Here is a 22,768-nt window from a genome sequence, read left to right as displayed (position 1 = left end):
CTTATAGGATATTTTCATATTCATCGCGGACAGATTGAGGCCAGACACTAGTTTGGACTTCACCGATATGTTTCTTACGAAGCAAGAACATAGCCAAACGAGATTGTCCGATCCCTCCACCAATTGTAAGTGGGAAAAGACCATTTAACAAAGCTTTGTGCCACTCTAATTGGAGACGATCCTCGTCCCCTGTGATCGCAACTTGGCGGCGAAGCGTATCTTCATCGACACGGATTCCCATTGAAGACAACTCAAAGGCTGAACCTAGAACGTCATTCCAGACTAGGATATCACCATTCAAGCCCTTGTAGCCATTTTCAGACTCTGTTGTCCAGTCATCGTAGTCAGGTGCACGGCCATCGTGTGGTTTGCCATCTGCAAGCTCTCCACCAATCCCGATCAAGAAAACGGCTCCGAATTCTTTGGCAATGGCATTTTCACGCTCTTTTGGAGTTAAATCTGGATAGCGTTCCACCAACTCTTCTGTGTGAACGAAGGTAATTTGTTTTGGAAGAACTGACTCAATGTCATAGCGCGCTTCTACTGCAAGTTCTGTTAAACGAATCGCCTTGTAGATTTTTTCAACCGTTTCTTTGAGGTAGGCGATATTGCGTTGACCATTTGGGATGACTTTTTCCCAGTCCCATTGGTCTACATAAACAGAGTGGATAGCGTCTAGCGAATCTTCATCTGGACGAAGAGCCTTCATATGGACAAAGAGACCTTCTCCTTCGCCAAAACCAAAACGTGCCAAGGTATGGCGTTTCCATTTTGCGAGTGAATGCACGACTTCATAAGTCTCATCAGGAATTTGAAGGACCTTTACAGATACCGGATGTTCAATCCCAGAAAGGTTATCCTGCATCCCGTCTCCGACCTTGCTCAAAATTGGCCCTTGGACTTCAATGATGTCCAATTTATCTTTTAAATATTGTGTGAAAGTCGTTTTAACAAACGAAATTTCTTTTTGTTGGTGTATAAAACTTTTTTTCATATAGTTCCTCATTTATAGACATTTTAGAAATGATTATACTCTTTTTTCAATCAAAATCAAGTCTTTTCATTCGTTTTCAACTGAATTTTTCTCTTGCAAAAAGAATTCATTTTTGATAAACTGTATGTAACTTTTAAAACGTTACATAGGAGAAGCGACATGTTTGATGCAAAAAAACTAAAAGAACGACGCCTAGAAAAAGGCTTGACCCAAGCTGATGTCTACGAGGATCTCAAGATTTCTCGCAAGACTTACTCCAGTTGGGAGAATGGCTTAGCAGAGCCACACGAAAAAAATCTCAGGAGGTTGGCCAAGCGCCTCTCCGTTAAAGAGGACTACTTTATTAACAAAGACTCCGCACTCTACACCTACCCTTTATTAACCCCACCTCATCAAAAGAAAGTCGACCAGTTGGCCAGCCAGTTATTCGAACAGCAGCAAAAAGTTGTTTCCTTGACAGCTTATAAGGTTCTTTCGATTGAGCTGGCAGCTGGTTTGGGACACACCTTTTATGACAACGAAACAGACTATGAAACCGTCTATTTTGACCAAAAGATCCAGCACGATTTCGCTTCTTGGGTATCAGGTGATTCGATGGAACCTCTCTATCCCAATGGCTCTGTTGCCCTCATGAAGCAGACTGGCTTTGACTATGATGGGGCTGTCTACGCCCTCATCTGGAATGGAAAAACTTACATCAAGAAAGTCTATCGGGAGGCTGAAGGCTTGCGCTTAGAATCCATCAACCCTGACTACGATGATTTATTTGCTCCTTACGAAGACGAGCCAAAAATCGTCGGCATTGTGGTCGGGCATTTTCTTCCGCTTGAGGTGTAAATATGCTATTTGATTATTCACGTGAGCCTCATTCTGATATTGCTTTTGTGGATATGAAAAGTTTTTATGCCAGCTGTGAGTGTGTCCGTCTGGGCCTAAACCCCCTGACCACTTCTCTTTGCGTCATGAGCCGGAGCGACAATTCTGCTGGTCTGATTTTGGCCAGCTCTCCCGTTTTCAAACAAGTCTTTGGCAAGAAGAATGTGAGCCGGAGCTACGACCTGCCTTTTGATCTCAAGACCAGAAAATTCAATAGCTACGTCGCAAAAAAACAAGGATTGCCGACGGATCCAGGCTTTATTGCATCCATTGAATCCTGGGCCAAGAGGACCCTGATTGTGCCGCCACGCATGAATGCCTACATTCAGGTCAATATGGAGATTCAGAAGGTTTTTCAGGAGTTTGCGGCACCGGATGATATTTTCCCTTACTCGATTGACGAAGGCTTTATCGATCTGACTTCTTCCTTAAATTATTTTATTCCAGATTCATCCCTCTCGCGAAAGGAAAAACTGGACCTTCTTTCTGCCAGGATCCAAAAAAGAATCTGGCAGGAAACTGGAATCTATTCTACCATCGGCCTCAGCAACGCCAATCCCCTTCTTGCCAAGCTAGCCTTGGACAATGAAGCCAAGCATTGCCGAAATATGCGCTCCAACTGGTCTTACGAAGACGTAGAAAGCAAGGTCTGGAAGCTGCCCCAGCTCACTGATTTTTGGGGCATTGGACGTCGCACTGAAAAACGATTGCAAGGGATCGGGATCACGTCGATTGCCGAACTGGCCCAGGCTCACCCAGATCTCTTAAAGAAAGAATTTGGAGTCATGGGGCTGCAACTTTGGTTCCATGCTCATGGCATTGATGAAAGCAATGTCCACAAGCCTTATCGTCCGAAGTCACGAGGCATTGGTAACTCTCAAATCTTGCCCTATGACTACCATCTACAAGCTGATATTGAACTGGTGTTTCGGGAGATGGCTGAACAGGTGGCTATTCGCTTGCGACGGAAAAAAAAGAAGACCCAGCTGGTCTCTATTCATGCCTCCTACTCCAAAATCGAGGGGCTTCCGTCCATTCACTGCCAGCAAAAGATTGAGCCCACCCAATCCACCAAGGTTTTATCCGACACGGTTCTGCGGCTCTTTCGCTCCAAGTACGAAGGAGGCGCCATTCGGCAGATCGGCATTTTTTATGGAGAACTTGTCGAAGAGTCTCTTCAACTCTTTTCTCTCTTTGATGACCCAGTAGCCCTAGAAAAAGAGGAGAAACTTCAGCAGACCATTGACCGCATTCGGGACCAATTTGGCTTCACCTCTCTTCAGAAAGGCTCCTCACTACTAGAAAACTCACGCGCCATTGCACGCAGTAAACTAACAGGCGGACATTCCGCAGGAGGCTTAGATGGATTAACATGATTGACCGTTCTTATCTCCCTTATCAATCCGCTCGCGAATTTCAAGATCGTGGCATGGCCAAATGGGCCGGCTTCTTTTTATCCGAACACACAACTGCCCTGCAGACAAAAGAAATTGACCGCAGTCAGCTCACGGTTCTTCCACTTGCTGAACAGATCCAGCTCCTGGAGCAGGCCTTTCAACAACAAACGACGATCTCGATCACAACTCTAGAGGGGAATCAATTTGCAACCTACACAGGTTCGATTCACACCTTATCTGCTTCTGAGCTTCTTCTCAAAAGCGATGGCCACTACCACCGTCTCCTCGTAGACTCTATCATTTTTATTGAATCTGAGGAAACACCGTATGAAACCTATTCAGACTAAACACGAATTACAATTTGATTATTTTTCGGAGAATTACCACCAATTTGAGACGGACTTTTACAAGTGGGCCGCTACTTCTACACCGCTTGTCTTTTTAGAAGACGATATTCTCCACTCTATGGCAGCAGGCCAGCGAAACTACTTTCGTCTTCACCACACCAAAAGTCGGGATCATCGAGACCATTATTTCTATTTTAAGGTTTCCACACTCTCCCAATCACCCCTGACCCGTATTTACGCTTATACAGGACATCACTTACAAAAGATAGATCCTCATCAGACAGAGAAAAAGGATAGCTTGATCTGAGAAGCTATCCTTTTTCTTGATTTATGGGATTCACTACAGTCCTTACGAGTGATTAGAATCCATCTACGTTGGTGTAGATTTTTTGTACGTCCTCGTCGTCTTCAAGAACGCTGTAAAGTTTTTCAAATGTTTCCAAATCTTCACCTGACAACTCAACTTCTGATTGAGGAATCATTTCCAATTCTGTTACTTGGAATTCTTCGACACCTGATTCACGCAAAGCAACGATCGCTTTGTGAAGATCAGTTGGAGCAGTGTAGACTGTGATCGTTCCTTCTTCTGCTTCGACATCATCTACATCAACATCTGCTTCAAGCAAAAGCTCAAAGATGGCATCGGCATCATCACCAGCAAAGACGATAACTCCCTTGTTGTCAAAGAGGTAAGATACAGAACCTGAAGCTCCCATGTTCCCACCGTTTTTACCGAAAGCAGCACGGACATTGGCAGCTGTACGGTTAACGTTTGACGTCAAGGTATCAACGATCAACATCGAACCATTTGGTCCGAACCCTTCGTAACGTCCTTCTGTAAAGGTTTCGTCAGTGTTTCCTTTTGCCTTATCGATCGCTTTATCAATAACGTGTTTTGGCACTTGCGCTTGTTTCGCACGGTCAATAACGAATCTCAAAGCAGTATTTAGTTCTGGATCTGGTTCACCCTTTTTAGCAGCTACATAGATCTCCACACCAAATTTAGCATATACTTTTGAGTTGGCACCATCTTTGGCAGTTTTCTTGGCAACAATATTGGCCCATTTACGTCCCATGAGGATTCTCCTTAAATTTTTTCAAATTATTTTCAATCTTTAACATTATATCACAAATCATCGAAGTTAGACTAGATTTTTCTATTTTTAGAAAGGGGATTTTATAGGAATTTTCTTCGAGTTGGGAATTTTAAATAGCTATCCTAACTATCAAAAAGATCCTCTTTTAAAGACTTAATAATGATCTTTAAAAGAGAGGAAAGCGACACCGGACTCATCTAGCATATAAATCAGGCGATTCTCTGCATCAATCCGTCTTGACCATGCTCCTTGAAAGTCATATTTCAAAGGCTCAGGCTTACCAATCCCTGCAAATGGATCCCTTTGGATCTCCTTAATCAGGCTATTGATTCGCTTCAGTGTTTTTTTGTCCTGACTTTGCCAGTAACAATAATCCTTCCAGGCATCTTCTGTAAACTTGAGTAACATCTGTTACCCCTCAATCTCATGGAGTTGAACCTGACCAGCTCGGACTTCTGCCATGCCCCGCAAGACCTTATCTGACAATTCCTTGTTCTGAGCTAGTCTCAGGGTTTCTTGTAGGCTATCCCACTCGCTCTTAGAGATGACCACAATATCTTCGTCTGGATTCTTATTCACGACCGTCAAAGGCTCAAACTCATCATTCACCTTCTTCATATAATCCTTCAAATGATTGCGGAATGTTGAATAAACGACTGCTTCCATTGCCATACCTCATTCTACCTCTTTTCTTTTATTATACATGAAAAAGAAAAACTTGTCAGGAACTTGTACAAGTTTTTCCCTCTTCACTTAATTATTCGTAAAAAGTTTCTAAATTTGGTAAAAACAAAAAAATCCAATGTCTAAAAAGATTTTTTAGACATTGGATAAACACTGTTTCCGTGCATCATAAACTTCTTGCCTTACGTGAATGTGGGCAGAGAAAATTTACGTCAGACCTTTTATTCTTCCACTCTCACTGGCACTCGACCCCAGATCTGTTCTGGCAATTGGGGATGGCCTAGCTGATACACCTGATCGGCTTGCTGGGTCAAGTCATCCCAAGGCTCCTTACCGATTCGAGTCACGATTTCTACTGATTTTTTCAAGCCTTTGAGGTGAGCTTGTCCCTTTGCGGAAAATCCTAAGACATGAATGGCATCGGGAAGAGCTTGATCCATCGCCCCTACCAAGATGTAGGTCAAGATGCGGCGCACACGTGCCTTGGTATAGCGCTTGGTTGCGACTTTCTCCACCAGGTCTTCCACAGAACTAGCACTTCGAATCGCATCCTTTATCCGATTGGCTATTTCTTCATTGACTTGAAAAATCTGTGTCAGATCCGGATGGGTTAGGATTTGATAACGGAGCAGTTGGTCATAATCCTCCCAAGATACCTGTGGAGCCGACTGAAAGAGTTGGCTATTAGGCATGAATTTAGCGACAAAGTCCTGATCTTCCTTGTGTAGGCGTAGACTAGTGGCAGAAGCATAAGCCACCTCTTTTTCTTCTGAATGGTAGCCTGCACCTTGCCGTTGGATAGCCTTAAGCGCAAGCCCCTTTCCAACACAAGCCTTGGCATAGGCCAACCCCAGAATATGATTGGGAGTATCCCCTGTGAACTCCACTCCAGCAAAGGTTTCCCACATTTTTTGGGTCTTTTGTGGATAGGATAAATCATCTGGAAGATTTCGCAAGAAAGCTTCCATTTCCGCCTCATTCTCCGAGTAGACTGTCGCAATCGCTTGGTAATCTAAGACTTCTTCTGTCCCAAAGGTCAATTGGTCGATTCCTAGACGGGATAAGATTTCTACCGCTCCCTTGGCAAAATGATCAGCCGACTGAACAGCCACGAGAAAGGGGAGCTCGACCACCAGGTCCGCTCCATTTTCCAAAGCCATCTGCGCCCGTGTCCACTTATCTACAATGGCAGGCTCGCCACGTTGAACAAAATTCCCAGACATGACCACAATCTTCAGCCCTTCTGCCTGTTTGAGCAGGTACTTGTGACCATTGTGAAAGGGATTAAATTCTGCAATAATACCTGTAACTGTCATGTTTTCCTACTTCTGTGCTACGAAGAACCAACGTTTGCTAGTCTTTGTTGGCTCTTTGTCCTCAAAGTCTGCGTAGAGTTTAAAGGATTTAAAGCCAGCCTGCTCCAATAAGATGTCATAGGTTAAAACTTCATAGGTACGCTCCTCATGAACTTCATCGTGCCGACTAAAGCTGCCATCCTCTTCTTGGACAAAGAAGGTTAACTCATGGACGATCGAGTGAGGGGCTGCATCCTCATAGGTATCCCAGAGCATGGCAAAGTCTTCTGCGTTTTCGTGGTAAGAATAGCCTGGGAAGACCTCATCCGTCTGATAGGTCGAATGGACATCAAAGATAAAAACACCATCTTCATTAAGGGCATTGTAGACTTCTCTGAAGACATCCCCTACTTCTACCTCGTCTTGCATGTAGCAGATAGAATCTGAATAGCAGGTCACGAAATCATAAGTGCCTGCTTGCGACAGGTCCAGCATATTGCCCTCGATAAAATCAATTTTCTGCTTGGCTGAAGCAGCTCTTTTTTCAGCAATTTTCAGCATGCCAGCACTCAGGTCTAATCCTGTCACATCAAAACCAGTTTGAGAAAAGCGAACAGACTGGATCCCTGTCCCACAAGCCAATTCCAGTAATTTTTTCTTATCTTTTGTCTTTGGGAGATGCCGGAGGGAAAAATCCGTCCATAAGTCATACAGACTATCATCCATGACCGCATCGTAGACCGCCGCAAACGTTTCATAAGTCGCCATATTCATGATACCAAGTCCGCCCGTAATCCGATAGAAAATTAGGAGCACGACGATGGAGCTAAGCTCCAAGGAGAGCTATCTATTTTCCGAGGATTACAGGACGGGTTCAAACCCTTTCTAAGATACAAAGAGCCTTAAAAGCAAAGAGAAAATAGGAAATTTTCTGCCGTATCGTCAGATACAAAGGAAGTTACTCTTTTTCTCACAGCTTTTAGCTCGTGTTCAATTATCAAATTAACCAAACACGAGGCCCCATCCTTTCTTTCCATAGAATTTCAATTTAACCAACAAAACTCAGTTGCTACCAACTGAGTTTACCTGCTTATGCTAGGGCTGCTGAAAGATCGACAGCACTTGCTTCATGCCATAGCTTTTCTAGGTTATAATGGGCACGCATTTCTTCTGAGAAGACATGGACCACCACACTACCTAAGTCAAGAAGGACCCAACCACCAGCTGAATCACCTTCGACGTGGCTGGCATTGCCACCAGCTTCAACGACCTTCTCGCGAATATTTTCAGCAATAGCTTCCAACTGACGGCTGTTCATAGAGCTTGCGATGACAAAGTAGTCTGTCACGCTGGTCAAGCTTTGAACATCCAAAGCGACAATGTCTTCTGCACGCTTTTCATCTGCTGCTTTGACAACTAGTTCAAGTAGTTCTTTTTCTTTCATGTAATCCTCTTTCCTTAAAAAATTGATTTGTAATCTAAGACATCCGCAAAACGTTCTGCCCAAATGTTCTCATAAAATTCATTAAGCGTTTCTGCCGGAATATCCTCTCCATCAAAGGTTGTGACAGCTCCTTCTGGAATGACCAGTTTGTAGCCGTATTCAAACCCCACTTTGACGGATGTATCGACACAATATTCTGTCTGCATACCACACAGGACCAGTTGTTCAATCCCTTGTTGATCCAAGTATTCTTTTAATCCTGTCTCTTTAAATATGCTATTGTATCGCTTCTGAAATACCTTTTCATTCTCCTCTCTTTTCAACAGAGGAGATAATTGCCAATCTTCCGAGGTTAAAGCCTCTGGCGTTTCAATATGCTGAATGTAGATGATTTCAATCTGCTGTTTTCTTGCCTGATCTTGTAAATAAGCGATCTTCTCTAGGAGCTTTTCTGTCTCAAAACCTGTTTCCACTAAGATATTTTGTACATCAATAATGATAAAAGCTGTCTTCACTCACTACTCCTCTTTCAAATACTTCACAAAGGCGTTATAGGTTTCAAGGGTTTGGGGATAAATGGGCAATCCTTGGTGGGCTAGGTGTTCGACCGTGCGAGCCGTCTCATAGGCCACGGCACGATCCAAGGAGACTTGCGCAATGTCGCGCGCTTGATCTACCCCTGGGAAATCCCGATTGTGTTCAATATAATCTGCCACATAGACAATCTTGTCTAAGGTTGACATCTGTCCACTCCCCACTGTGTGAATCTCAATACTGCGAAGAATAGCTGGATCTGTCAATCCGAGATCTTCTTGGATCTTGTAAATCCCGACCATCCCATGCCAGACATTGTTGCCCCAGTTTTTTAACGCTGGATCTAGCTCATAGCGATCAATCAAGTCCAAAAATTCCTGATCCGATAATTTCTTGGCATAGTCATGTAACAAACCTGCTAGACTAGCCTGCTCTTCATCGGCCCCATAGCGTTTGGCCAAGTCACGCGCAGCCTTCTCAACCCCTAAACAGTGGGTTAGCCGCTTTTCTGGCAGGATTTGACGCATTTTTTCAAGCAAGACCTCACGAGAAAAGCCTAGATAGTTTTCATAGGTCATTGATACAATCCTTCTTTCTTGATGTAGTCCAAGACTGGTTTTGGCAACATAAAATTCGGCGTCCGGCCTTTGGCTACAAAATCACGCACCATACTAGAGGAGATGTCCATTAGGGGAACATCCACCCAGATCACCGGATAAGAAGTCCCTGCCTTATAGCGTGGTCGCTGTACTCCGACAAATTGCACAATCTCCACCAATTCATCAATACGATGCCATTTGGGTAAATAATCCACCATATCTGCACCAATAATGAAGTAATAGTCTGTGTCTGGATCTCGTTCATTGAGCAAGAGCATGGTATCGTAGGTATAGGAAATCCCTTTGCGCTCGAGCTCAATCGTCTCGATTTCCAGACCTTCAATGCCTTCAATGGCTAATTCCAGCATCTTGAGGCGATGGTGCTCTGAAATCGTCCCCTTGGCATCGACATGCGGTGGCTCATACTCAGGCATCAAGAGCACCTTATCTAACCCTAATTGTTGGCGCACTTGATCCGCAACGACCAAATGGGCATTATGGACCGGATTGAAATTCCCACCCAAAATACCAACTTGTTTGCGTTTCTTGTCTTTGATCTCTGGCTCTAACTCTACCTTGGTAAAGGGAGTCAATAGTTCAATTGCCATAGGTTTGCTCTCCTCAATGTCTTAGATTTCTTTTACTTTGACTGAAATCTTCCGGTTTTCTTTTTTGCTTGATTGTTTATACAAGATGAGGATTCGTCCAATTTTTTGAACCGTATCCACACCGATTTCTTCTTCCAAGATTTCTGCTACTTCATGGATGTTTTCATCCGTATTTTGAAGAAGGGTCACCTTGATCAGTTCGCGAGCGTCTAGCGCTTGACGAACACTGGTTTTGATTTGGTCATTGAGCCCATTTTTCCCAATTTGGATAATGGGGTTGAGGCTGTGGGCTTGGCTATTGAGGAAAGCCCGTTGTTTAGATGTTAATGTCATGCTTTACTTCCTTTTTTTTTGATAGTTATTTTAAGTGGTGGGGACGGTCGGAACTAATTTTTCAAAGATCTCATCTTTGAAAAATGGATTTCCTTACCTCAAAATGGAGCCTTGGTCTCCATTTTGCCCTTGCCAATCGATCGATTGGCAACTACACCACGGCAATAACGATCCCTATTTGAGCTCACTTCGTTCACTCTTCATTTTCATTCTATTTCATATTTTTAAATAATAGCTTTGCGGGTGACGACGGCGACGCCATCTGGTGCCCACACAGCTACTTTGGCTTCCCCATTGACGCGGATCCAGCCGAGTCCAGAGATGACAAGATCTGTCTTGTCCTTAATGGTAAACTCATGAGAAACCAAGGGTGGGAACTCTTCTTTTTCTTTGCTATTAGGTGGAGTTAGCAAGCCACCGACATGCTTGTCATAAAAGGCGGTCGCTCCTTCGAGCTTGGTTCGGTGAAGCTTGAGTTCGTTATCAAAGAAGGCGGTGAAACCTTGCTTTTCTCCCTTAATAAAGTCAAAGCGTCCCAGACCACCCAAGAAGAGGGTTTGCTCTGGATTGAGCTGATAAGTCTTAGGCTTGATTTCCTTTAAAGGGCTGACATACTTGAGATTTTTTGCTGTCAAGTAATGAGCCATCTGGTGGCGATGGATAATCCCTGGTGTATCGTAGATGTAGGATCCATCATCCAGTGGGATTTCAATCTTGTCCAGTGTCGTCCCTGGGAAGCGAGAAGTCGTGATGATATCCTTGTCTCCAGTGATTTCTTGGATGATTGCATTGATGAGGGTCGATTTCCCAACGTTGGTCACACCCACCACATAGACATCACGTCCCTTGCGGTACTGTTCAATCTTCTCCATTAAGTCCTTGATAGCACTCTTGTTTTGAGCAGAGGTGAGGACCACATCGACAGGACGCATGCCTTCTTCGTGGGCCCGCTCCATCAACCAATGGGTCACCTTGCTATCCTTGACAGACTTAGGCAAGATGTCCTTTTTATTTCCGACTAAAAGGACATCATTACCTGCTACAAAGCGTGGTAGACCAGGGATAACGGATCCATTAAAATCAAAAATATCCACTACATTGACCACGAGAGCATCACTATCTCCTACTTCGTGAAGGAGTTTTAGGAAATCATCATCTGTCAGATGCACATCTGTGATTTCATTGTAGTGACGGAGACGGAAACAGCGTTGGCAATAGACTTCGCCTGTTTCCAAGCCCTTTTCAAGAGCTGATTGGGGAGTATAGCCTAGCCCCTCTTTGTTTTCTGTCTGAATGGGGGCTCCACAGCCAATACAGAATAATTCTTCCATTCTTAAATTCCTTTTTTATATACAATTGGACCATATTTTTCGGCCATTTGCTTCATAACCCGGCGTTCACGTGCCCGGTTGATCTGCGTCTTGATCGAGTCATGCTCAACCAAAGGCTTGACCAAAATCGAGCGAATGCCTGCACGATGGGCAGCCCGGATATCCGTCATCAGTTGATCCCCGACCATGACCACTTCATTTTTCTCATAGTGGAAACGTTTGAGGGCCCGATTAATCCCAAAAGTAAAGGGCTTAAGCGACCAGGCTTCATAGTCAATATCAAATTTCTCAACAGCGCGCTTGACCCGTTTGGGACTATTATTAGACACCACGATAACCCGAATCCCTCCATCACGAAGGTCGTGCAACCACTGGCGCATTTCGGGAGTCCCATCCGGGTTATTCCAAGCAATCAAGGTATTATCCAAATCCACAAGGACCGCCTTGATACCCTGTTTTTTCAAGTCTGCAACGGTGAGATCATAGGCTGCTTCCACCGCAAAATCTGGTTTGTAATTTTCGATTGACACGTTTTTCTCCATTTTTTATACTCCTTTCATTGTAGCATAAAAAGGCCCATTTTGCACCCGCTTCACGACTAAAACAGCGACAGACTCCAATCAGGTCGCTTTCACTACTCAAAAAATAGACAAAATCCTTACAAAGTTCCAAAAACATGGTATAGTAGAAGAAAAAGAACTCGGAATTTTTTATGAAACAAACAAGCTTAAAAGAGGTCTCTCCTCTTCTCCAGCGCATCATTAATTGGTCGTCCATCATTGGAGCTCTTGGGACCTTGGCCTTTTGTATCTGGGCCTACTTTTCTGGCATCCTTCAATCCAAAGAAACCTTGTCAGCTTTTATTCTCCAAGCAGGCATCTTTGGACCACCTCTCTTTATCTTTCTTCAGATCCTTCAGACAGTGGTCCCTATTATTCCCGGCGCCCTGACATCTGTAGCAGGTGTTTTCATCTATGGTCATATTATCGGGACCATCTACAATTACATCGGCATCGTGATTGGCTGTGCCATTATTTTCCACCTTGCGAGAATGTACGGGCCTAAGTTCGTCCAATCTATGGTCAGTCAGAAGACTTACGACAAGTACATCGGCTGGCTCAATGAAGGCAAGCGGTTCGATCGCTTCTTTATCTTCATGATGATCTGGCCAGTTAGTCCCGCCGATTTCATCTGTATGCTAGCAGGTCTGACCAATATGACCTTCAAACGCTACATGACCATCATCATCCTCTGTAAACCCATCACCCTCGTCATCTACACCTACGGCCTGACCTATATCATCGATTATTTCTGGAAAATGGTCTAAAAATAGGTTACTTAAACTTTTTCTCTTACAGAATAATACAAAAAACACGGCATTCCGCCGTGTTTCTGTGTTTATTTAACGAGTTTCTTCATCTCCTCAATTCGTGCAACAGTCGCATCGTACTTCGCTTGGTAGTCGGCTTGTTTGTCGCGTTCTTTTTGGACGACTTCTGGTTTGGCATTGGCTACGAAGCGTTCGTTAGAGAGCTTCTTACCGACCATATCCAGTTCTTTTTGCCATTTGGCTAATTCTTTTTCAAGACGAGCCAATTCTTCGTCGACATTGAGAAGATCAGCAAGTGGCAAGTAGATTTCTGCGCCTGTGATGATGCTAGACATAACCAAGTCAGGCACTTTGACATCTGCTGCAATTTCCAAGTGTTCTGGGTTTGTGAAGCGTTTGATGTAGTTGACATTATCATTAAAGAAAGCATCGAGCTTGCTGTCGCTTGTCTTGATCAAGATAGTGATTGGTTTACTTGGCGCTACGTTCACTTCTGCACGTGAGTTACGAACAGAGCGAATCACATCTTTAAGAGCTTCAACGCCGGCTGCTGCTTCTTCGTTTTCAAACTCTGGACGAACCACTGGGTATTCCGCAGTCACGATCGTTCCTTCAGAGATTTGGCCATAGATTTCTTCAGTCACAAATGGCATGATTGGATGAAGGAGACGCAAGATTTGATCCAAGGTGTAAAGAAGGACAGAACGAGTGATGACTTTTTCGGCCTCATTATCACTATAAAGCACTTCCTTAGTCAACTCAACATACCAGTCCGCAAACTCATCCCAGATGAAGTTGTAGAGGATGTGACCAGCCACACCGAATTCAAACTTGTCAAAGTTTTCAGTGACCTTACCGATCGTTTCATTGAGGTTGTGGAGAATCCAGCGGTCTGTCACGTTACCTGCTTGACCAGCAGCCACTTTAGCTACATTTTCACGGGCCGCATCCAAGGTCAACCCTTCATTGTTCATGAGGATGTAGCGAGAGATGTTCCAGATCTTGTTAATGAAGTTCCATGAAGCATCCATTTTCTCGTAAGAAAAGCGCACGTCTTGACCTGGTGCAGAACCGTTTGAAAGGAACCAACGAAGGGCATCGGCACCGTATTTCTCAATAACATCCATTGGGTCAATCCCGTTTCCGAGAGATTTAGACATCTTGCGCCCTTGCTCGTCACGAATGAGACCGTGAATCAGAACGTTTTGGAATGGCTGACGGCCAGTGAATTCCAATGATTGGAAGATCATACGAGACACCCAGAAGAAGATGATGTCGTAACCTGTAACCAAGGTTGAAGTTGGGAAGTAACGTTTGAAGTCTTCTGAATCGACATCCGGCCAGCCCATAGTTGAGAATGGCCAAAGGGCAGAACTGAACCAAGTGTCCAAGACGTCTTCGTCCTGAGTCCATCCGTCACCTTCAGGAGCTTCTTCACCGACGTACATTTCACCTTCAGCATTGTACCAGGCAGGGATTTGGTGACCCCACCAGAGCTGACGAGAAATAACCCAATCGTGGACATTTTCCATCCATTGAAGGAAGGTATCGTTGAAACGAGGTGGGTAGAATTCTACTTTGTCGTCTGTATCTTGGTTTGCGATAGCATTTTTCGCCAATTGATCCATCTTCACGAACCATTGCGTAGACAAGCGTGGCTCAACCATAACTCCAGTACGCTCTGAGTGACCAACTGAGTGGGTCATCTTCTCAATCTTAACAAGCGCACCGATTTCTTCTAACTTCTTGATAACAGCCTTACGAGCTTCAAAGCGGTCCATGCCGTTGAATTCACCAGCCAATTCATTCATGGTACCATCGTCGTTCATAACGTTCACTTGCGGAAGATTATGACGTTGACCAACCAAGAAGTCATTCGGGTCGTGGGCAGGAGTGATTTTCACCACACCAGTACCGAATTCAGGGTCTGCGTGTTCATCCCCTACGATTGGGATTGGCTTGTTCAAAATTGGCAAGACAACATTTTTACCAATCAAATCTTTATAACGGTCATCATTTGGGTTAACCGCTACGGCTGTATCCCCAAACATGGTTTCAGGACGTGTTGTCGCTACTTCAAGGGCACGTGAACCGTCTTCCAACATGTAGTTCATGTGGTAGAAGGCACCTTCGACATCCTTGTGAATCACCTCGATATCAGAAAGGGCTGTACGGGCTTTCGGATCCCAGTTGATGATAAATTCACCACGGTAGATCCAGCCCTTCTTGTAGAGCTCTACAAAGACCTTACGAACGGCTTTTGATAGACCTTCGTCAAGGGTGAAACGCTCACGAGAGTAATCTACAGAGAGCCCCATCTTGCCCCATTGTTCCTTGATAGTCGTCGCATACTCGTCTTTCCATTCCCAGACTTTCTCAAGGAATTTTTCACGACCCAGGTCATAACGAGAGATGCCGTCTTCAGCCAAACGAGCTTCTACTTTAGCTTGAGTGGCAATCCCAGCATGGTCCATACCTGGAAGCCAAAGCGTATCAAAACCTTGCATCCGTTTTTGACGGATGATAATATCTTGCAAAGTAGTATCCCAAGCGTGACCAAGGTGAAGTTTACCAGTTACGTTTGGTGGTGGAATAACGATTGAATAAGGCTTAGCCTTTTTATCGCCAGAAGGCTTGAAAACATCTTCGTCAAGCCATTTTTGGTAACGACCAGCCTCAACCTCGGCTGGATTGTATTTAGGTGAAAGTTCTTTAGACATGTGTGTGTCCTTTCTAGTTATTTCTATTTTTAATGTTGATCTTGAGTTTCCCACTCACTCTTCAGCAAGCCGTATATCAGACTGTCACAGCGATTGCCTTGGGCATCTTTACGGTCTCGGATACGAGCTTCAAGGGTGAAACCAAGCTTCTCAGCGACACGTTGACTTTGAAAGTTGTAACCAAAGCAAGACAATTCTATCTTGTGAAGGTTAAATTCTTTAAAAGCCAGGTCAATCAAGGTACGCGCTGCTTCGGGTACATAACCCCGGCCCCAATAGTCTGGGTGCAAGGTATAGCCAATCTCCAGCACATCGTCTTCGTGACGATGGTTGAAATCAACTGAGCCAATAACTTTATCAGTCCCTTTGATCACAATTCCATAGCCTGCTGGGAGATTGTCCTTTTCATTGCGCTCGGGAAGGATATGCTCTAGATAATAAATCTCATCTTCCAAGGTCTTAACGGGTGGAAAGCCTGCTGGGTAAGAAACCTCTGGAAGACTAGCGTAGGCATGGATATCCTCAGCATCCGCCACTGTTCGGACTCGTAAGACTAGACGCTCCGTTTCGATTTTATCTGGCAACTCAGCTCTTGTCATTCTTCTTCCTCGCTTTCTTCATAAAGCTCCCCATGGGATCGACTCGATCATCCAGATAACGATAAACACGCTGATGGCCGTCCCCCATAAAGTAAGTCGGTGCAAAGAGGTCATTTATAAAATGCCCCTTGTCATCCAAGAGTTCTGGATCAGCCAGTCGTTCGAGAATCTTAGCGAAGATATGGCAGATGCCATCTTCCTCAATAATCCGATCCACCTGGCAATCCAAAACGACTGGACAAGCCTCTAAAATAGGAGCCTGGGTCCGTTCAGAAATCTCGTAGTCAAGCCCCAGGAGTTTCAATTTCTCCCGATGGCTGATAAAGCCAGCCTGCTCCATCTCAAGCATAAAGTTTTCATCAGGGATGTTCACGCTGAACTGTTGATAATGCTTAATCTGGTCAGCCGCATTTTCCTCACTACCAACCCCGATGACGAGCCAATCTCCCAAGCTATAAGAGGAACTGCAGGTCGTGATATTGTGCCCAAAGTTCTGGTCCTGGTACCCCAAGATGAAAATCGGAAAACCGTAGTAGAGTTTGCTGGTTTTAAAAGATTGTTTCATGACAAGCTCCTTTAGCTAGCGGGATAAAATAAAAATCGTCCCTGTCATTAATCTGACAGGGACGAATGTATTAATCCGCGGTACCACCCAATTTCGGGCAGATGCCCGCATCTCTCGTCTTTAAAACAAAAAGACTATTTAATATTTCATTTTCATCCATTAGCAACCAGTTTTGACACATTTGTGGACTTCTCAGCACCGCCACTTTCTGTAAAATGTGGAATTCAAAACACCTCTAATAGGTTCATTTTAGCAAGTTTTCCTGGAAATAGCAAGAAATCATAAAAGCAATTATTTAAATTTAACGCCTAGTTCTTTCAATTTCTTGATTGTAGCTGGGCCGATTCCTTTAAGGGCCAACAACTCTTTTTCTGTCCAGTTTGCGAAGTCCGCAACAGAGCGAATACCTTCATCATAGAATGTTTGCGCACGATCAAGTGCCACACCTTCCAAACTTGCAGCAAATTCTTCCACTGAAGAAGCCGCTTGTTTCACTTCTTTCGCCACTGCTTTTGTAGCTTTCTCAACCTTTTTAGGTGCTTCTTTCACAGCTGCAGTTACAGTTGCGACAGCTTTTTTCAAAAGATGTCTATTTTGATGCTTGTATTGTTTCGCACGGTTTACGTTCTTCTTTGCCATTTTTCCTCCTAAATTCAGTGATCAATTCCTAAGGCAACAAGGTTTCATCACTATCATTCTATTCAAAAATCCGTTGATGTCATTTCAACTTTTTTATTGTATCACAATCCCCTAAAAAATCAAGTCATTGCTTAATTTTCAGGTAAATCTAGCTAGTAAAACGCCTTCAATAAGGCCATTTAATATTTTCTTTCACCAAAGAGGCCATCTGGTAAATCATGAAATCCTTTTCCAGCATGGAAATTTTCAAACTTCCCTTGCAAGAACTGATAAGCGTCCAAACGGCTTTCATAGCGAATCATCGCGATTTTAGCTCGTTCATCCTGGTCTTCATCAAAAACTTTTTTACTTTCTTCAAGAGCCATTTCATTGATCATGACTTGGGTCTTGATCCACTCCTCAAACTCCTTCATAAACTCTGTTTCGTAACTCATCTTTATTCCATTCCTCTATAAAAATCCGTATCGATCTCCCGATAAGGTTGAATGTCCTGAACATATTCCAAGACGCCTTGAAAGTCTCCCGCTTCATCACGCACTGCTGCATAGGTGACATGGACAAATTTCCCACGCGATTCTGATTTGAACCACATTTCATACTTGTCTTTTTTCCCTTCACGAAGCCTCTGCATGATGGCTTTGACCTTCTCCAAATATTTCGGTGGGTGACACAGCTCAACATTGCGTCCTACCTGCGATGGCGTCCTCTTAAAAATCATTTCCTCAAAAGGCGCAGCATCATTGTAATATTGGAAAATATCATCCTTATTGACAAAGGTAATCTCCATCGGCAAATGATTCAAGATTAAATTCGCTTGCTCCACCGATAAAAATCCATGACCAAAAGCTTGTGGCTGCTTGCGATCGAAGCTCTCTTCTTTTTTCTTAGGCGTGAAGGTAATGGTCAATTGCCCCTCAGGAGTCTCAATGACCTGACGGTGCTCATCGCCTTTTGAAGAAGGAAGCGGTACAGTTGAACCCTCTGACTTTTTCGACGCTTCCTCCTTGAAGTCCACGCGTTTTGGCACCCATTTCTCACTTGGGAGAATAATGGCATAACCATAAGCATCACTTTCTTCTGCAATGGAGAGCCAGTCATCCTGGGTAAATGACTCCAGCAAAATCATCAAGAGGATCGACTCTTCCTTGAAGATCATGCCCTCAAACTCTTGCGCAAAGGCTTCAAAGAGCTCCTTGACTTCAGAAATACTAGAATCCGGTAATTTCTTGGCCGCATCCAAAGCTTTCGCAAAGAGTTCTCGAATCTGGTCATCCACTCCCCACATCACTTTTGGTGGGGAATCATGCCCATATTTTTCCATAATCGGAAACATCAACTCTTCCTTACGACGGTAATGCCGGTCAAATTGACCCACCAAGCCCAGCTGACGTAACAAGCCCTTATGAATCTCCTGAATCATCTTCGGATCCTCAGTCGTCTCATAATTGTCTAGCAAGCGGCGTACCCGCATCATAGCCGCACGAAGGGCTAAGTTCTCCTGTTTAAAGATTTGAACAGGATGGCCTGGGTGGTCAGTATCTGCTACTTCGACCCCTTGAACCGCATTCTTAAAGAGATTGGCATGGACATCACAAAGCTCCATAACATCTTCAAAAGTAACCCCTGCATCGGAGTTCATCAGTTCATGTTCCATAAGAGAGATCTCAATCGCAGACACCCCGCTAAAGGTCGCATCAAAGCGCTCCTGAACCGACTCAGGGGAAGCTCCATGATGAAGCTCTAATAAGATATCTCTTAAGATGTGAATTCGTTCATCACTCATTAGTCTAGCCCCACTACTTCATAGCCATTAGCCTCTAGTGTTCGCACAATCTTCTCCATAGGAGTACCTTCTAATTTTGATCCTTGTTTCAAAGAAACCTTGCGCCCAACTGTATTGCGCATGATAGGATTGGCTAAGGGTTTAAAGCCCAACTCCACCAACAAATCCAATACTTCCGGATGTTGATCAATGACTTGAGCAACTGGAATCGATACATCAATAACATTGTCCATTTATTTATTTCCTCTACTCATTCCCTTTATTTTCTCTCTGACGAGCCCGTTCTTCGCCCCACCAAAGAGGCATCAGTTCTCCTAAAGTAATGGTCTTGCGGCTCTCATAATCCACCATAAATTCTAGATGACGATTCTCTGCATCTAGCTCAAGGAGAAATTCACGACAGGCCCCACAAGGCATCCCTGAGCCTTCTCCATAAGGAGGCTTGTCTAGAAAAGCAATAATGCGCTTGACCTTGGTCTGTCCTGATTGTTGATACATGTTGAAGAGGGCCGCTCGTTCGGCACATAAATGAAAGACGCCACAGGTTCCTTCCATACAAAAGCCCGTAAAAATCTGACCATCTGCAGCCTCAACAGCAGCAACCACATGTCGAGCATAGACAAAATCTGAAACCTCTTGAGGCGCATAGAGAGCTTTCGCCTCAAGATAAAGTTTTTCCCAAATATCCATTCTTCTTTCACTTCTTCACTAATTTCACAACTGCTTCTGTCCGTGCTGTATGGGGGAACATGTCCACTGATTGAATGTATTCAACCTGATAAACCTTCGTCAAAGCCACTAGATCCCTTGCCAAAGTAGAGACATTACAAGAGACATAGACCATCTTTTCAGGTGCATAGTGCAACAAGGTCTCTATTAATTTTGTCCCCAAGCCCGTACGAGGTGGATCCACAATCACAGCATTAGCCCGATAGCCTTCTTGGTACCAGCGAGGAATAATCTCTTCTGCTGTACCAGCCTCATAGTGGGTATTCTCAAATCCCATCCGTTTAGCATTGTATTTGGCATCCTCAATCGCTTCAGGAATAATATCCATCCCCCGAACACTTTTCACTCTATTAGCAAAAGCAAACCCAATCGTTCCGACCCCACAATAGGCATCAATCAGGTGATCCTCTGGAGAAACATCTAGAGCCTTGACAGCCTCACTATACAATACTTCAGTTTGTTCCGGATTCAACTGGTAAAAGGCTCGAGGAGAAAGGGAGAATTCATAATCCAAAACACCTTCCAAAATAGCCTCTTCTCCCCAAATAATCTGCGTTTGTTCCCCGTAGATTTCACTGGAACGAGACGTATTTTTATTAACGGCAACTGTGACAATCTCAGGGTGCTTTGTGACCAAGTCTTGCACCAAATTGTTTACGTTAATCTGACGACTGGTGACCACAATGATCTGAACCTGACCAGACTTCCGAGCCCGTCGAACCATCATGGTTCTAACACCCAGTTCTTTACGCTCATCAGCAATCGGAATCTGATAATAGGTCAATAAATCCGCTAGATCATTGGCGATAGCTTGAATAACCGGATCTTGAACCAAACAATCTTTTAATTCCACCAAATAATGTGAATTTTGAGCATAGAGTCCTGCCTTCACCTGACCCTTGAATTTCCTTGTTTGAAATTGCAATTTTGCCCGATAGTAAAGAGGCTCCTGCATTCCAATTGTCGGCCGAATATCATACTGTTCAAATCCTTCAGGTGAGAACTTCTTCAAGGCCTGTTGCAACAAATCTGTCTTAAACTCCAGCTGCTTGTCATACTTCAAATGCATGATTTGACAGCCCCCACAGGTCTCATAGATATCACACATGGGCGTCACACGAAACTTAGACGCCTTATTCACAGATAGGAGTTTGGCTTCCGCAAAATTTTTTTTGACACTTGTAATTTGGCAGAAGATATCTTCTCCCTTCAAGGCACCTGGCACAAAGACAAGTGTTTTTTTATAAAAGCCAATCCCTTCTCCGTTAATTCCCATTCGTTTAATTTTCAAAGGAATTTTTTGTTTTACTTTAACGTTCATATCCCTATCTTAACACATTTTTCGGTATAATAAAAACATGAAAATTACAAAACTAGAAAAGAAAAAAAGACTCTACCTCCTGGAATTAGACAATGATCAAAAACTTTATATTACAGATGATACCATCGTCAAATATTTCCTTTCCAAAGATAAAGAAATCAGTGAAGAGGAATTAAAAGAAATACAAGAGTTTGCTCAATACTCATATGGTAAAAACCTGGCCCTTTACCATCTTTCTTTTAAAGCTCGGACAACAAAAGAAGTCCGAGACTACCTAACAAAATATGAGATTGATAGTGGCATTATTGATAAAGTGGTCCAACACCTAAAAGAAGACAAGTGGTTAGATGATCGTCAATATGCAAAAAACCTGATAGAGGCCAACCTTCTCAGTGGCGATAAGGGCCCTCTCTTATTACAACAAAAAATTCAACAAAAAGGGATCCCAAAATCTATCCTTCAAGAAATTCTTGCAGACTATGATTTTTCAGAAGTGATCGACCGTACCGCAATAAAACTCCTAAAAAAATACCAAGGAAAATATCCGTTAAAAGCCATTGAAACGAAAATCATCCAGGCACTCATTTCAAAAGGTTTTGCTTACAACCAAGCAAAGATAGCATTCCAAAATCTCGAGCTCGAAACAGATGAAGAAACAACCAATGAGCTCATTCTAAAAGAGTTAGAAAAACAATACCGTAAATACAGTAAAAAATATGAAGGCTATGACCTCAAACAACGCTTGACTCAGGCACTAGCCAGAAAAGGCTACGATTATAGTGATATAACGTCAGCCATTAGAGAATACTTAGATTCATAAACCAAATTGAAAATTAAATAGAAAAATAAGAAAAAATTTGAAAAAATATGATACAATATAGAGGATATACTTAGATTGTAGAAAGTTGGTAAGTTATGAAACTACCTAAAGAAGGCGACTTTATTACAATTCAAAGTTATAAACATGATGGCAGTTTACACCGTACATGGCGTGACACCATGGTATTAAAGATAACCGAAAATGCAATTATTGGAGTAAATGATCATACACTTGTGACTGAAAGTGATGGTAGACGTTGGATCACACGTGAACCAGCGATCGTTTATTTCCATAAAAAATATTGGTTTAACATCATCGCCATGATCCGTGACAATGGTGTGTCTTACTACTGTAACCTAGCAAGTCCTTTTCACATTGACCAAGAAGCCTTAAAATATATCGACTATGATCTCGATGTCAAGGTCTTTACCAATGGTGAAAAAAAATTGTTAGATGTTGAAGAATACGAGCAGCATAAAGAAAAAATGCACTATTCAGATGACATCGACTTTATTTTAAAGGAAAATGTTAAGGTTCTAGTAGATTGGATAAACCAAAACAAAGGTCCTTTTTCTGAGGAATATATCAAAATTTGGTATAACCGTTATGTTGAACTGCGAAATAAATAAAGTTGAAAAGAGCGAAAGCTCTTTTTTCTTATAAATTAATAAAAAAATAACTACAAAAAAAGTCTAATGTCAACCATTAGACTTTTTCGATACA

Annotated in this window: 29 protein-coding genes; 7 read left to right on the top strand and 22 right to left on the bottom strand. The window is 43.3% G+C overall.

Annotated elements, in window-relative coordinates; all coding sequences use genetic code 11:
- Position 1: 1 nt before the first annotated feature.
- Positions 2-994 carry an aspartate--ammonia ligase gene (gene asnA / locus O3629_RS09595; protein WP_003005888.1) on the bottom strand — a complete coding sequence of 331 codons (993 nt, stop codon included), beginning with the start codon at positions 992-994 and terminating at the stop codon, positions 2-4.
- A 159-nt stretch (positions 995-1,153) separates the two neighbouring features.
- On the opposite strand from asnA, the gene O3629_RS09590 reads away from it, so the two are divergent.
- From O3629_RS09590 to O3629_RS09575, 4 genes are read left to right on the top strand one after another with little or no spacing between them, the layout of a single operon-like run.
- Complete coding sequence (locus tag O3629_RS09590) at positions 1,154-1,831, top strand: helix-turn-helix domain-containing protein (RefSeq protein ID WP_371609110.1); 678 nt, start codon at positions 1,154-1,156, stop codon at positions 1,829-1,831.
- A gap of 2 nt (positions 1,832-1,833) precedes the next feature.
- Positions 1,834-3,246, top strand: a complete 1,413-nt coding sequence (locus O3629_RS09585; protein ID WP_371609109.1) for a Y-family DNA polymerase — start codon at positions 1,834-1,836, stop codon at positions 3,244-3,246.
- Positions 3,243-3,614, top strand: a complete 372-nt coding sequence (locus O3629_RS09580) for a hypothetical protein (protein ID WP_013903193.1) — start codon at positions 3,243-3,245, stop codon at positions 3,612-3,614. Before O3629_RS09585 ends, O3629_RS09580 begins: the two co-directional genes overlap by 4 nt.
- Positions 3,595-3,921 carry a DUF5960 family protein gene (locus O3629_RS09575; protein ID WP_009732369.1) on the top strand — a complete coding sequence of 109 codons (327 nt, stop codon included), beginning with the start codon at positions 3,595-3,597 and terminating at the stop codon, positions 3,919-3,921. The genes O3629_RS09580 and O3629_RS09575 overlap by 20 nt, the downstream gene beginning before the upstream one ends.
- Before the next feature lie 52 nt (positions 3,922-3,973).
- Here the strand turns inward: O3629_RS09575 and O3629_RS09570 are convergent, their stop codons facing one another.
- The 12 genes from O3629_RS09570 to O3629_RS09515 all read right to left on the bottom strand — a co-directional run bounded on the left by O3629_RS09570 (position 3,974) and on the right by O3629_RS09515 (position 12,069).
- Positions 3,974-4,690, bottom strand: coding sequence for a YebC/PmpR family DNA-binding transcriptional regulator (locus O3629_RS09570; protein ID WP_003005873.1), 717 nt, complete (start codon positions 4,688-4,690; stop codon positions 3,974-3,976).
- A 174-nt stretch (positions 4,691-4,864) separates the two neighbouring features.
- Positions 4,865-5,119: a Txe/YoeB family addiction module toxin gene (locus O3629_RS09565; protein ID WP_006595728.1), complete on the bottom strand. Its 255-nt coding sequence runs from the start codon at positions 5,117-5,119 to the stop codon at positions 4,865-4,867.
- 3 nt (positions 5,120-5,122) lie between these two features.
- Positions 5,123-5,377: a type II toxin-antitoxin system Phd/YefM family antitoxin gene (locus O3629_RS09560; protein WP_003014291.1), complete on the bottom strand. Its 255-nt coding sequence runs from the start codon at positions 5,375-5,377 to the stop codon at positions 5,123-5,125.
- A 239-nt stretch (positions 5,378-5,616) separates the two neighbouring features.
- Positions 5,617-6,711, bottom strand: coding sequence for a nucleotidyltransferase (locus O3629_RS09555; RefSeq protein ID WP_371609108.1), 1,095 nt, complete (start codon positions 6,709-6,711; stop codon positions 5,617-5,619).
- 6 nt (positions 6,712-6,717) lie between these two features.
- Positions 6,718-7,458 (bottom strand): class I SAM-dependent methyltransferase, encoded by a 741-nt coding sequence (locus O3629_RS09550; RefSeq protein ID WP_371609112.1) that lies wholly within the window; start codon positions 7,456-7,458, stop codon positions 6,718-6,720.
- A 322-nt stretch (positions 7,459-7,780) separates the two neighbouring features.
- A complete protein-coding gene (rsfS, locus tag O3629_RS09545) occupies positions 7,781-8,134 on the bottom strand; it encodes a ribosome silencing factor (RefSeq protein ID WP_003005865.1) in 354 nt (117 codons plus the stop codon).
- A 14-nt stretch (positions 8,135-8,148) separates the two neighbouring features.
- On the bottom strand, positions 8,149-8,649 hold the full coding sequence (locus tag O3629_RS09540) for a cysteine hydrolase family protein (RefSeq protein ID WP_371609107.1): 501 nt from the start codon (positions 8,647-8,649) through the stop codon (positions 8,149-8,151).
- A gap of 3 nt (positions 8,650-8,652) precedes the next feature.
- Entirely contained in the window at positions 8,653-9,246 is a 594-nt protein-coding gene (gene yqeK / locus O3629_RS09535) for a bis(5'-nucleosyl)-tetraphosphatase (symmetrical) YqeK (RefSeq protein WP_371609106.1), read from the bottom strand.
- Positions 9,243-9,875, bottom strand: coding sequence for a nicotinate-nucleotide adenylyltransferase (locus O3629_RS09530; RefSeq protein ID WP_342977558.1), 633 nt, complete (start codon positions 9,873-9,875; stop codon positions 9,243-9,245). Before O3629_RS09530 ends, yqeK begins: the two co-directional genes overlap by 4 nt.
- A gap of 21 nt (positions 9,876-9,896) precedes the next feature.
- Positions 9,897-10,208 (bottom strand): ribosome assembly RNA-binding protein YhbY, encoded by a 312-nt coding sequence (yhbY, locus tag O3629_RS09525; protein WP_371609105.1) that lies wholly within the window; start codon positions 10,206-10,208, stop codon positions 9,897-9,899.
- Positions 10,209-10,432: 224 nt separating this feature from the next.
- Positions 10,433-11,539 (bottom strand): ribosome biogenesis GTPase YqeH, encoded by a 1,107-nt coding sequence (gene yqeH, locus O3629_RS09520; RefSeq protein WP_371609104.1) that lies wholly within the window; start codon positions 11,537-11,539, stop codon positions 10,433-10,435.
- Between the two features lie 2 nt (positions 11,540-11,541).
- Entirely contained in the window at positions 11,542-12,069 is a 528-nt protein-coding gene (locus O3629_RS09515; protein ID WP_371609111.1) for a YqeG family HAD IIIA-type phosphatase, read from the bottom strand.
- 182 nt (positions 12,070-12,251) lie between these two features.
- Here O3629_RS09515 and O3629_RS09510 point away from each other — a divergent pair, with 182 nt between their 5' ends.
- On the top strand, positions 12,252-12,866 hold the full coding sequence (locus O3629_RS09510) for a TVP38/TMEM64 family protein (RefSeq protein ID WP_003011758.1): 615 nt from the start codon (positions 12,252-12,254) through the stop codon (positions 12,864-12,866).
- A gap of 71 nt (positions 12,867-12,937) precedes the next feature.
- Here O3629_RS09510 and O3629_RS09505 read toward each other — a convergent pair whose 3' ends face one another.
- From O3629_RS09505 to rlmD, 9 genes are all read right to left on the bottom strand, one after another.
- Complete coding sequence (locus O3629_RS09505; protein ID WP_371609103.1) at positions 12,938-15,589, bottom strand: valine--tRNA ligase; 2,652 nt, start codon at positions 15,587-15,589, stop codon at positions 12,938-12,940.
- 29 nt (positions 15,590-15,618) lie between these two features.
- On the bottom strand, positions 15,619-16,188 hold the full coding sequence (locus tag O3629_RS09500; RefSeq protein ID WP_371609102.1) for a GNAT family N-acetyltransferase: 570 nt from the start codon (positions 16,186-16,188) through the stop codon (positions 15,619-15,621).
- Positions 16,175-16,753: a flavin reductase family protein gene (locus O3629_RS09495; RefSeq protein ID WP_371609101.1), complete on the bottom strand. Its 579-nt coding sequence runs from the start codon at positions 16,751-16,753 to the stop codon at positions 16,175-16,177. The genes O3629_RS09500 and O3629_RS09495 overlap by 14 nt, the downstream gene beginning before the upstream one ends.
- Positions 16,754-17,044: 291 nt before the next feature.
- A complete protein-coding gene (locus O3629_RS09490; protein WP_003011968.1) occupies positions 17,045-17,392 on the bottom strand; it encodes a helix-hairpin-helix domain-containing protein in 348 nt (115 codons plus the stop codon).
- A 179-nt stretch (positions 17,393-17,571) separates the two neighbouring features.
- Entirely contained in the window at positions 17,572-17,826 is a 255-nt protein-coding gene (locus O3629_RS09485; RefSeq protein ID WP_013903179.1) for a DUF1912 family protein, read from the bottom strand.
- Positions 17,827-17,828: 2 nt separating this feature from the next.
- Positions 17,829-19,175, bottom strand: coding sequence for a DUF438 domain-containing protein (locus O3629_RS09480; protein WP_371609100.1), 1,347 nt, complete (start codon positions 19,173-19,175; stop codon positions 17,829-17,831).
- Positions 19,175-19,408: a DUF1858 domain-containing protein gene (locus tag O3629_RS09475; RefSeq protein WP_003005810.1), complete on the bottom strand. Its 234-nt coding sequence runs from the start codon at positions 19,406-19,408 to the stop codon at positions 19,175-19,177. Before O3629_RS09475 ends, O3629_RS09480 begins: the two co-directional genes overlap by 1 nt.
- Before the next feature lie 13 nt (positions 19,409-19,421).
- Entirely contained in the window at positions 19,422-19,865 is a 444-nt protein-coding gene (locus tag O3629_RS09470; protein WP_371609099.1) for a cytidine deaminase, read from the bottom strand.
- 7 nt (positions 19,866-19,872) lie between these two features.
- Entirely contained in the window at positions 19,873-21,225 is a 1,353-nt protein-coding gene (gene rlmD, locus O3629_RS09465) for a 23S rRNA (uracil(1939)-C(5))-methyltransferase RlmD (RefSeq protein ID WP_003011951.1), read from the bottom strand.
- Positions 21,226-21,262: 37 nt separating this feature from the next.
- Here rlmD and recX point away from each other — a divergent pair, with 37 nt between their 5' ends.
- The gene (recX, locus tag O3629_RS09460) at positions 21,263-22,045 is read left to right on the top strand and encodes a recombination regulator RecX (protein ID WP_371609098.1); all 783 of its coding nucleotides are present in this window, start codon (positions 21,263-21,265) and stop codon (positions 22,043-22,045) included.
- Between the two features lie 95 nt (positions 22,046-22,140).
- Positions 22,141-22,674, top strand: coding sequence for a DUF402 domain-containing protein (locus O3629_RS09455; RefSeq protein ID WP_003005798.1), 534 nt, complete (start codon positions 22,141-22,143; stop codon positions 22,672-22,674).
- Positions 22,675-22,768 lie beyond the last annotated feature (94 nt).

Origin of the sequence: Streptococcus sp. 27098_8_12 (assembly GCF_041432115.1) — a bacterium.
In the GTDB taxonomy this organism is placed as follows: domain Bacteria; phylum Bacillota; class Bacilli; order Lactobacillales; family Streptococcaceae; genus Streptococcus; species Streptococcus parasanguinis_V.
Note: the sequence above shows the minus strand (reverse complement) of the source record. Positions and strands in the feature narration are given on the sequence as shown.